A 407-nucleotide genomic window follows, 5' to 3' on the forward strand; every position below is an offset into this window, starting at 1 on the left:
GTTACCGAAACCCCGGACCCATTGACCTGTGAAGGCACGAGAACATACACCTACACTTATACGGACTGCGCCAATAATTCAGATACTTGGGCATTTACCTATACCATCGAAACACCAGCCTTTACCATACCAGATGCAGACGGAGAAGCCACGGTGGAATGCATTGACGATGCCACCGAGACATTCACATTGCCAACGGTTACCGATGCCTGTGGTAATACCCTATCGCCTTCTGCGACCGTGGTTACCGAAACCCCGGACCCATTGACCTGTGAAGGCACGAGAACATACACCTACACTTATACGGACTGCGCCAATAATTCAGATACTTGGGCATTTACCTATACCATCGAAACACCAGCCTTTACCATACCAGATGCAGACGGAGAAGCCACGGTGGAATGCAT

1 protein-coding gene is annotated in these 407 nt (G+C 49.9%); it reads left to right on the forward strand.

The window, feature by feature from the left end:
• Window positions 1-407, forward strand: a 407-nt coding sequence (locus HC176_RS17015; protein WP_209309774.1) for an HYR-like domain-containing protein, incomplete at both ends; no start/stop codon positions are given.

The organism is Tamlana crocina, from assembly GCF_012037625.1.